Source organism: Aliiroseovarius lamellibrachiae (assembly GCF_018599245.1).
Classification (GTDB): Bacteria; Pseudomonadota; Alphaproteobacteria; order Rhodobacterales; family Rhodobacteraceae; genus Aliiroseovarius; species Aliiroseovarius lamellibrachiae.
Genome location: NZ_JAHEVJ010000004.1, coordinates 324,152 through 333,690, shown reverse-complemented (window position 1 = coordinate 333,690; position 9,539 = coordinate 324,152). Strand labels below are relative to the sequence as shown.

The window sequence follows — 9,539 nt, the reverse complement described above, 5'->3', positions numbered from 1 at the left end:
GAATGCGGGTGTCGAAGCGGCGCGTGCGGGTGAGGCCGGCCGGGGGTTTGCGGTGGTGGCGTCAGAGGTTCGCGCGCTTGCGCAGCGTTCGTCAGATGCCGCGCGTGAGATCAATGAGCTGATTTCGGCGTCGGGAACTCAGGTGAAACGTGGCGTGCAGTTGGTGGATCAAGCCGGAGAGGCGCTGGCCGGGATCGTGGAAAGCGTCAGCGAGATCAGCCACAATGTTGGTGAGATCGCCGTCTCTGCACGCGAGCAAAGTTCCGGGCTTGCGGAAATCAACGAGGCGGTGAACCAACTTGATCAAGTGACCCAGCAAAACGCAGCCATGTTTGAAGAAACCACAGCGGCAAGCCATTCATTGACGCGCGAGGCGGAAACGCTGACCAGCACGATGGGACGATTTAAAACGGGCGCAGCCAGAGTGTCGGAGGGGGAGGTGATTTCCCCAAGGTTTGCCGCACGGGGGGCGGGGAATGCAGATGTCAGCGCCCAGACACACTCCGCAGCCAAACCTATGACGCAGGTGACCGCAGTGCAAAAAATCGAGGACCTGCCGCAAGATGATCTAGACGATTGGGATGACTTTTGATCGGGCGATTGGCTAGAGGACTACGCTTGGGATTTTCTAATTCCCACGCGTCTTTCTCTTTCACATTGCGTCGAGCAGCTCTGAAGATGAAGAACGTGGAGGGCGGTGTGGCTAAACTGCCCCAAACGCAGGATCGCCCCAATTTGGGGCGATCCTTTTTCAACACAATCCCTAAAGGGCCTGGAGCACGTGAACCAAGAATTGAGCGTCTTTTCTTACGTATCCAAATCTTCAGGTAAGAGAAGATTTAGAACAATCGCCAGAAAGGCAGCGGGCAACAGTCCTGATGTCAACAGGATTTGCCATGTTCTACCCAAATGCTGCAACGCATCTGGCACCTGCTGCAAACCAAGTCCAACCGACAACGATACGGCAAAAATCACCATGTTGCGTCGGTTCCAGTTTACTTCCGACAGCATGTTGATCCCAGCGGCAGCGACCATGCCAAACATGACAATTACGCCGCCGCCCAGTACGTTGATTGGCACAGTTGAAACGAGTGCACCAATCCGCGGGATCAAGCCGCATAGCACCAGAAACAGTGCGCCAATGGTCACAACATGGCGACTCATCACGCCAGTCATGCTGATCAGACCGACATTTTGGCTAAAGGATGTATTTGGCAATCCGCCAAAAACACCTGCAATTGCCGTCCCTAAACCATCAGCATATGTGGCACCGGAAATTTCGTCATCCGTAGCCTCGCGACCCGCTCCGCCTTTGGTGATTCCGGTTGTATCGCCTACGGTTTCGATGGCCGAGATGATTGCCATGAAACACATACCAATGATAATCGCCCCGTTCATTTCCCATCCGAATTTAAATGGTGTCGGCAGGGCGAACCACGATGCTTTTCCGACATTGCCGAAATTGACCTGCCCCATCATCAAGGCCACGAGATATCCTGCTATCAGCCCCAAAAGGATTGCCGCTGCGGCAAGGAACCCTTTTGTGAAGAACTTTATGGCGAGCGTGACAACGATCACCACGAGGGCAGGGGTCCAGAGAGCGAGGCTGCCGAAGGCAGGTTTGCCGATCAACGGAACGCCGCCCGCCGCATATTGAATGCCCACTTTGATCAACGAAAGCCCGATCATCAGGACGATCAATCCGGTGACCAGCGGTGGCAGCGCAAACCGAATGCGCCCAATCACCGAACCAAGTAAAAAGTGGAACACGCCACCGATGACAACACCGGTCATCAAACCAGCGATGCCAGCCGCCCCTTGTCCTGCCACGGCGGGAATCATTACCGGCAAAAATGCAAAGCTTGTGCCTTGAACAATTGGCAGCCGCGCGCCCACCGGGCCCATACCAATGGTTTGAAACAAAGTGGCAATGCCGGCAAACAGCATCGACATCTGGATCATGTAAAGCATGATTGGAAAATCGGGTGAGTTGGAGCCAAAGCCAAACCCAGCCGCCCCTGCCACAATAATGGCGGGCGTAACATTGGAGGCGAACATCGCCAGAATATGTTGAATGCCAAGTGGCACGGCTTGTGCCAATGGGGGGGTGTAATTTGGATCTCGGAGGTTCTCTCCGGGTGAAGTCAGTGTCATGTCATCTCCCTGTTGGCGTGGAACGCCACCATTTTCAGGTCCTGTTGAATGCAGCGGGTTGTTTTTCAGTTTGTCACCAGCTTGCAGGAGCATTTTGTTGACAATCTATGGTCTTGTCGAGTGTTCATTGTATAAAGAAGAAACGCCCGAGTAGATGGGGCACAGGAAAATGACCCGTAGGGAGAGATTATGCTGGACGTTGTTATCGTGATGGAGTGGGTGGAATTTGCTGTGCGATGGCTGCATGTTATCACCGCAATTGCTTGGATTGGTTCGTCTTTTTATTTTATTGCGCTTGATTTGGGCTTGCGTCAGGTGCCTGATCTTCCTGCCGGAGCACACGGGGAAGAGTGGCAAGTGCATGGGGGCGGATTTTATCATATTCAGAAATACCTGGTTGCCCCTGAGCGGATGCCAGAGGATCTCGTTTGGTTCAAATGGGAAAGCTATGCGACGTGGTTGTCTGGATTTGCGATGTTGGCGTTGGTCTATTATCTGGGTGGAGAGCTGTATTTGGTGGATCCAAACGTACTGGATATCCCGGTTTGGGGCGGCGTCCTGATCTCACTGGGGTCTCTCGGGTTTGGCTGGGTCGCCTATGATTTGCTGTGTAAAAGCAAGTTTGGCGATGATAATTCCCGGCTGATGATTTTGTTGTTTGTGATCCTCGTGGCTATGGCGTGGGGCTATACACAAGTGTTCACGGGGCGCGCGGCCTTGCTGCATCTCGGGGCATTCACGGCGACAATCATGTCCGCTAATGTCTTTATCACGATCATTCCGAACCAAAAAATTGTGGTGGCGGATTTGATCGCTGGTCGGGTACCCGATGCGAAATATGGCAAAATTGCCAAGCAACGCTCGACCCATAACAACTATCTGACATTGCCGGTTATTTTCCTCATGTTGTCGAACCATTACCCGATGGCCTTTGCCAGTTCGATGAATTGGGTGATTGCGGCCTTGGTCTTTTTGATGGGCGTGACCATTCGACACTATTTCAACTCTATGCATGCCCGAAAAGGGCGACCAATCTGGACCTGGGCGGCGACTGCGCTTTTGTTTGCAACCATTGTTTACCTGTCGGCGTCACCTCGATTTCATGTGAGTTATGGCGAGGATGAGGCGCGCGCCTTGACGGCCGGGCAGCAGAAGTTCGTGGAGGCAGAAGGGTTTGAAGAGGTGCATGAGATCCTTCTCGGTCGTTGTTCAATGTGCCATGCAGCAGAGGTTTATTGGGATGGGATTGCCACCGCACCTAAAGGTGTTCGGCTGGACACCGCAGAAGAGATTGCCCGCCAGGCAAAGCGGGTCTATCTACAGGCAGGGGTCACAAATGCGATGCCGCCGGCGAATATTTCCTATATGGAACCGATTGAGCGCGCCAAGATTGTGGCTTGGTATAAATCTGCGACCGAGGGATAGCACCTGCAATCCTTGGTGGTCCGAACCGAGGGCGATGGATGACTACGCTTGAAAAGGCGACCGAAATTGCCGCCATGCGACCCCGTCGCGTGGTGTTTCCAGAATATGAAGATCACCGAATTCTACAGGCTGCAGATCAGCTTTCGCGTGGTGGGCTTGCCGAACCAATTGCCCTAACGCCGCCATCAGAACGCCAGGTTGAAGCGCTTCTGGCCCAACGTCCAATGAAGCGCACCATCGCTGAACGCATACTCGAACGCCCGTTGATGCGGGCGGCTGCGATGCTGGCCTGTGGCGAAGCGGATGTTATGGTTGCAGGAGCCAATGCGCCAACGCGACGTGTGATCGAGGCCGCGAGCCTTGCGGTAGGGTTTGCGGATGGCATACGCGCGCCGTCGTCTTTTTTCCTGATGCAGATGCCAGATGGCCGCTCGTTGGTTCTGGCTGATTGCGCAGTCCACCGTGATCCCAATAGCGATGAACTGGCGGAGATTGCGCGCATGTCTGCCAAGTCGGCGCGCCTTTTGTTGGGACGCGCTGATGTGGCGCTCTTGTCCTTTTCTACAGGCAGTTCTGGTGTTGGACCATCCGTTGACAAGGTCCGTACAGCGGCCGAACTGACGGGTTTTTTGGGGCCAATCCAAGCCGACGCTGCGTTAAACCCCGCAATTGCAGCCAAGAAAGGGGCCAGCGGCGCGGGTGTTGCCAATACGTTGATATTTCCGGATTTGAACTCAGGTAACATCGCATACAAATTGCTGCGGGAATTGGCTGGGGCGCAAGCAATCGGCCCCTTTTTGCAGGGGTTTAAAAAGCCTGTTTGCGACCTTAGCCGTGGCGCAACGGTCGAGGACATCGTTGCCGCGACAGTGATTTCGATTGCTTTGGCGCAGGCGGAAGAGGCTGAGCGTTAAGTGGCCAATTGCGCACTGGCTTGGGCTGCAGTCACCGCGATCATGTGCAAAATATCCTCAGATGTGCATCCCCGCGACAGGTCATTTGCTGGTTTTGCCAAACCTTGTAAGATTGGGCCAATCGCCGTTGCCCCACCCAACCGTTGCGCAATTTTATAGGCGATATTACCGCTTTCCAGATTGGGGAAAATGAAGACATTTGCCTCGCCTTTTAATGGCGAAAGCTCGGCCTTTTTCTTGGCGACGCCAGCGTCAAACGCGGCATCAAACTGTAGCTCTCCATCAATCAAGAGCCGTGGGTTTGCATTGCGCGCCTTTTCAGTCGCCATCACCACTTTTGACACCGACTCATGTTTTGCGCTGCCGTGGGTCGAGAAAGACAACATGGCCACGCGAGGCGTTTCTCCGGTCAAAGCTTCGAATGAAGCGGCGGAAGACACCGCGATCTGTGCCATTTCGTCGGCGTTGGGATCAACCACCAAACCGCTATCGGCAAAGACATACGCGCCCTTTTTTTCGTGATGGGAGGCACAAAACAACATTAGAAAGAAGCTCGAGATCAGGGTGCTGCCCGGGGCTGGCCCAATGACTTGAATTGCGGCGCGCACAATATCAGCCGTGGTTGCAACAGCGCCGCCAACGGTGCCATCCGCATGCCCAGATTTCACCAAAAGAGCTGCAAAAACATGGGGCGTTTGGGCCGCTTTTAAGGCCTCTTCGGCGTTGATGCCTTTATGCGACCGCAGTTCATAATATAAATTGGCGAGTTCGGGCAACAGGTCTGATTGGCAGGGATCTTCGATCCGAACCCCGTGGTCTGTTGGCGCGTCTTGGGCCGAGAGTTCTGCGGTGATTTCAGCCTTGGGGCCAACTAAGATCATCTTAGCGATCCCATCCTTTTGGGCGGCTAGCGCGGCCTCGACCGCACGGGGATCGGCGCCTTCAGACAGGACAATTCGAAACTTCGAGCGGGCGGCATTTTGAAGAAGCGTTTCTAACGGTTTCATGCTGACCCTTTTGGCAAGGCGACTGAGGCACCCTTAAAATGATGCCGGTGAAAAGAAAATTGAAACAAGTTGGGGGCGCGAGCAAACTGCGCCACGCCCCCTGGGGAGAACATCAGACGCCGGTTTGTGGGCGCATATCGTCCTTGCTGATCCCGGCGACTTTCACGGGTTTCTTCATTGCGTCGCGGCGGAAAGGCTCGCCAAGTTCTTGGTTGATCATCGCCTCGATCAATGTCGTCACACCGTTTTCCATCTGATCTTTGATCGCTTGGTTTAGCGCGTCGGTCAGCTCGTCCATGGTGCGGGCCACAACCCCCTTCAGGCCACAAGCATTTGCGATCCCGGCGTAAGACACGTTTGTGTCCAACTCGGTGCCAACAAAGTTGTCATCAAACCACAGGGTCGAATTGCGCTTTTCAGCGCCCCACTGATAGTTGCGGAATACGATTTGGGTCAGGGCAGGCCATTCGCCGCGGCCGATTGCTGTCAATTCCGTAACCGCAATGCCAAATGCACCGTCCCCAGAGAAGCCCACAACAGGCACGTCTGGGCAGCCGATTTTGGCACCCGCTACAGCTGGAAGGCCGTAACCACAGGGACCAAACAAGCCCGGAGCCAGATATTTGCGACCCTCATCAAAGGACGGGTAGGCATTGCCAATGGCGCAGTTGTTGCCAATATCGGATGAAATGATCGCATCTTTCGGCAGGGCCGATTGAATGGCGCGCCAAGCCATACGTGGGCTCATCCATTCGGGTTTGTCGCTGCGCGCGCGTTCGTTCCAAGATGTGCCCGGATCATCATCTTCGTGGGTCATCGAGCTAAGTTGCTGTGCCCAGGCGGATTTTTTCTGTGCAATGGTGGCTTTGCGGTCGTCGCGGCCAGCATCGCCCGCCGTGTCTGACAGTTGGGCAAGGATACCGTTTGCCACTTTTGCCGCATCGCCAATGATGCCAACAGATACCGTCTTGGTCAGGCCGATCCGGTCTGGGTTGATATCAACTTGGATGATTTTTGCATCAGATGGCCAGTATTCCATGCCATATCCGGGCAGGGTTGAAAACGGGTTCAGACGGGTGCCAAGGCACAGCACCACATCTGCGTCTTTGATCAGCTCCATCCCTGCTTTGGATCCATTGTAACCTAGAGGGCCGGCAAACAACGGGTGCGATCCAGGGAAGGCATCATTGTGCTGGTAGCCAACACAAACAGGCGCATCCAGACGTTCTGCAAGTTGTTTGGATGCTTCAATGCCGCCTTTGGAGAGCACCACACCAGCACCATTCAAGATGACGGGGTTTTTCGCATTCGACAGCAATTGGGCCGCTTCAGCCACCGCATCATCCCCACCTGAGGGGCGTTCAAACTCGACAATCGCGGGAAGTTCGATGTCGATCACTTGGGTCCACATGTCGCGTGGGATGTTCAATTGGGCTGGGGCTGATGCGCGTTTGGCGTTCATAATCACGCGGTTTAGGACCTCGGCCACTCGCGATGGATCGCGCACCTCTTCTTGATAGGCAACACAATCCGCAAACATGCGCATCTGTTCCATTTCCTGAAAACCGCCTTGACCGATGGTCTTATTGGCGGCCTGCGGCGTGACCAACAGAACCGGTGTATGGTTCCAATACGCGGTTTTCACAGCGGTCACAAAATTGGTGATTCCGGGGCCGTTTTGCGCAATCATCATCGACATTTTCCCGGTGGCGCGGGTGTAACCGTCCGCCATCATCCCGCCGGAACCCTCGTGGGCGCAATCCCAGAACGTAATGCCCGCATCCGGGAAAATATCGGAAATTGGCATCATCGCAGAGCCGATAATACCAAAAGCGTGTTCAATCCCGTGCATTTGCAATACTTTTACAAAGGCTTCTTCGGTGGTCATTTTCATGATGCAGCATCCTTCTGTCACATGCTCTTGGGCAATGTGTGGTGTGTGTTGTCGAGGAGATGTTAGGCGTCTGTAGAGTTTCGCTATAGGGCCAGATCGGTCGGCGAAATATTACCAGTTTTCGTATTTTCGGATTCCCGCGGCAACACGCGAAATTCCCTCAGGGATACGATCTGCTGGGATGGAGCTATAGGCGAGGCGATAGAAGTGGTGAGGTCTGTTTTGCCCAGAGAAAAAGGGTTTTCCGGGCTCGATTAGCACACTTTTCTCTTTTAGCGCATTTGCCAGCGCGCTTGTGTCGACCGTTTCTGGGGCCTCCATCCAAAAGGCGGAGCCACCAAAAACACCACGACCAGAGATGGTTAGGCCATAATCATCAATGGCAGTTTCCATGACTTTACGTCGCTTTTCGTAGGCATTTCCTATGCGTCGGATCAGGGCATCATAGTGGCCAAGAGATAAGAAATAAGCGACGCTACGTTGAATGAGGCCGGGAGGGTGGCGCAATACCGTCGAGCGAAGCGCGCGAGCTTCGCGAATAAACGGTTCTGATCCCACCAAGTACCCAAGTCGAAGCCCAGGAAACAGGGATTTTGAAAAGCTGCCTACATAGATCACTCGGCCCTCTTTATCGAGTGATTTCAGCGCGGGGGACGGCGGTTGTAGAAATGACATTTCAAAGTCGTAATCGTCCTCAACCACCAATGCATCCAGCGCTCGGGCGCGATTGAGTAATCGCTTGCGGCGCTCCAGCGGCATGGTGGCTGTCGTCGGGCTTTGATGGCTTGGTGTCGTGAAAATCACATCGGTACCGTCGGGCAAATTCTCGGGGGGCAAGCCTTCGCTGTCCACAGGGACATGGGCCAAATGGCAGCGACTTTGTGTGAGGATATCACGCAGAGAATAGTAGCAGGGATCCTCGATGGCCGCCGTCCTGCGTTGGGTCAGCAAAATCTGTGCCGACAGCCAAAGCGCATTTTGTGCGCCCAAAGTGATCAAAATCTCCTCTGGTCGGGCAAGAATTCCACGGCGCGGTAAGATGTGGCGTGCAATGAATTCGACTAGCTCTGGGTCGTCCTGGTCATAATAGTCACGAACCATGGCATCATGGTCTTTTTGGCCAAGGGCTTTCAGGGCGCAAAGACGCCAAGAATTATGATCAAACAAGGTTTCATCTGATTGGCCATAGGTGAACGGATACCGGTGCTGCCGCCAATTTTGTGGCTTCTGTGGCGTGTTGCTTTCACCAAAAGAGTTACCGATTGCGCGGTTCCAATCGACTTTATCCTCCATCCGGATGCGGGGTTGAAAAGAAGGAGGTTCCGGAGCATTTTCAGATACATAAAAGCCACTTCGACCTTTTGATGTCAGGTAGTCACTGGCCTGAAGTTCCGTATAGGACAAGGTCACTGTGATGCGGCTGACGCCCAGATGTTTTGCCAAAGCGCGGGTCGACGGGAGCTTTTCTCCACGAGGCAATCGCCCAGACAGGATGGCCTCGGCGATCATCTGTTGGATTTGCGCTTGAAGTGTTCCTTGAGCGTCAGGGTCAAGAAAGAAGGTTTCGACAGGTACGGTCATGAATTCATGCTACCTTGGACTTAATTCAAAATCAATCTGGTATGATTGATTTTGATCCCCTCACGATCACTGGCCTGCTTTTGTAACTGAACTGGACTTATGGTTCCTCGCTCCGCCTTGCCAGTGCGCCCGCGAGAATAGTGTTTACAGTGGGCCATTCTGCTGCGGTGATAGAGTAAACGGCCGTATCGCGAAGCGTGCCATTGGGTCCAAGAACATGGCTGCGTAAAACGCCATCCAGTTTTGCGCCTAAGCGTTCAATGGCCGCGCGGCTTTGCCGGGTCGATGTTCATGAAGGTGGTCATACCAACGGGTCGGCCGCCTGGGCTGCAGACTGCGAAGGGGAGCATTTTTCCTGCATCTTGCAATGAAAGGCGGTGCTCGATGTCAGCTTGCATCCCCTCAGCTGAGGGAATGACCGTGTGCCAAATCGTGCTTAGTTCAGCATCTTCGGTGGCTCGTTTCAAATCCTGAAAATGGTCAAGGGATAAGGGCAACAGGGTCGTGTGTTGACCGACTGAAGTGACGGGGGGCGTTCCTTTCAAGATCATATGGTCTTGAAAC

The 9,539-nt window shown here is 54.1% G+C and carries 8 protein-coding genes; 3 read left to right on the top strand and 5 right to left on the bottom strand.

Features of this window, described 5'->3' with window-relative positions; genetic code table 11:
- Positions 1 to 592 (top strand): methyl-accepting chemotaxis protein (locus tag KKW20_RS09560; RefSeq protein WP_246534530.1); only part of this gene is annotated, 592 nt, incomplete at its 5' end.
- Positions 593 to 807: 215 nt separating this feature from the next.
- Here KKW20_RS09560 and KKW20_RS09555 read toward each other — a convergent pair.
- On the bottom strand, positions 808 to 2,154 hold the full coding sequence (locus KKW20_RS09555) for a uracil-xanthine permease family protein (RefSeq protein WP_214567641.1): 1,347 nt from the start codon (positions 2,152 to 2,154) through the stop codon (positions 808 to 810).
- A gap of 189 nt (positions 2,155 to 2,343) precedes the next feature.
- On the opposite strand from KKW20_RS09555, the gene KKW20_RS09550 reads away from it, so the two are divergent.
- Together KKW20_RS09550 and KKW20_RS09545 are read left to right on the top strand one after the other, a co-directional pair.
- Entirely contained in the window at positions 2,344 to 3,579 is a 1,236-nt protein-coding gene (locus KKW20_RS09550; protein ID WP_214567640.1) for a urate hydroxylase PuuD, read from the top strand.
- 38 nt (positions 3,580 to 3,617) lie between these two features.
- On the top strand, positions 3,618 to 4,493 hold the full coding sequence (locus tag KKW20_RS09545; protein ID WP_214567639.1) for a phosphate acyltransferase: 876 nt from the start codon (positions 3,618 to 3,620) through the stop codon (positions 4,491 to 4,493).
- Here the strand turns inward: KKW20_RS09545 and pta are convergent.
- The 4 genes from pta to KKW20_RS16650 all read right to left on the bottom strand — a co-directional run bounded on the left by pta (position 4,490) and on the right by KKW20_RS16650 (position 9,526).
- On the bottom strand, positions 4,490 to 5,500 hold the full coding sequence (gene pta / locus KKW20_RS09540) for a phosphate acetyltransferase (RefSeq protein ID WP_214567638.1): 1,011 nt from the start codon (positions 5,498 to 5,500) through the stop codon (positions 4,490 to 4,492). The two genes, KKW20_RS09545 and pta, sit on opposite strands and share 4 nt — an antisense overlap.
- A gap of 112 nt (positions 5,501 to 5,612) precedes the next feature.
- The gene (gene xsc / locus KKW20_RS09535; RefSeq protein ID WP_214567637.1) at positions 5,613 to 7,394 is read right to left on the bottom strand and encodes a sulfoacetaldehyde acetyltransferase; all 1,782 of its coding nucleotides are present in this window, start codon (positions 7,392 to 7,394) and stop codon (positions 5,613 to 5,615) included.
- 111 nt (positions 7,395 to 7,505) lie between these two features.
- Positions 7,506 to 8,975, bottom strand: a complete 1,470-nt coding sequence (gene pdxR, locus KKW20_RS09530; RefSeq protein ID WP_214567636.1) for a MocR-like pyridoxine biosynthesis transcription factor PdxR — start codon at positions 8,973 to 8,975, stop codon at positions 7,506 to 7,508.
- 257 nt (positions 8,976 to 9,232) lie between these two features.
- Positions 9,233 to 9,526, bottom strand: coding sequence for a GNAT family N-acetyltransferase (locus tag KKW20_RS16650; protein ID WP_343207570.1), 294 nt, complete (start codon positions 9,524 to 9,526; stop codon positions 9,233 to 9,235).
- Positions 9,527 to 9,539: the final 13 nt, after the last annotated feature.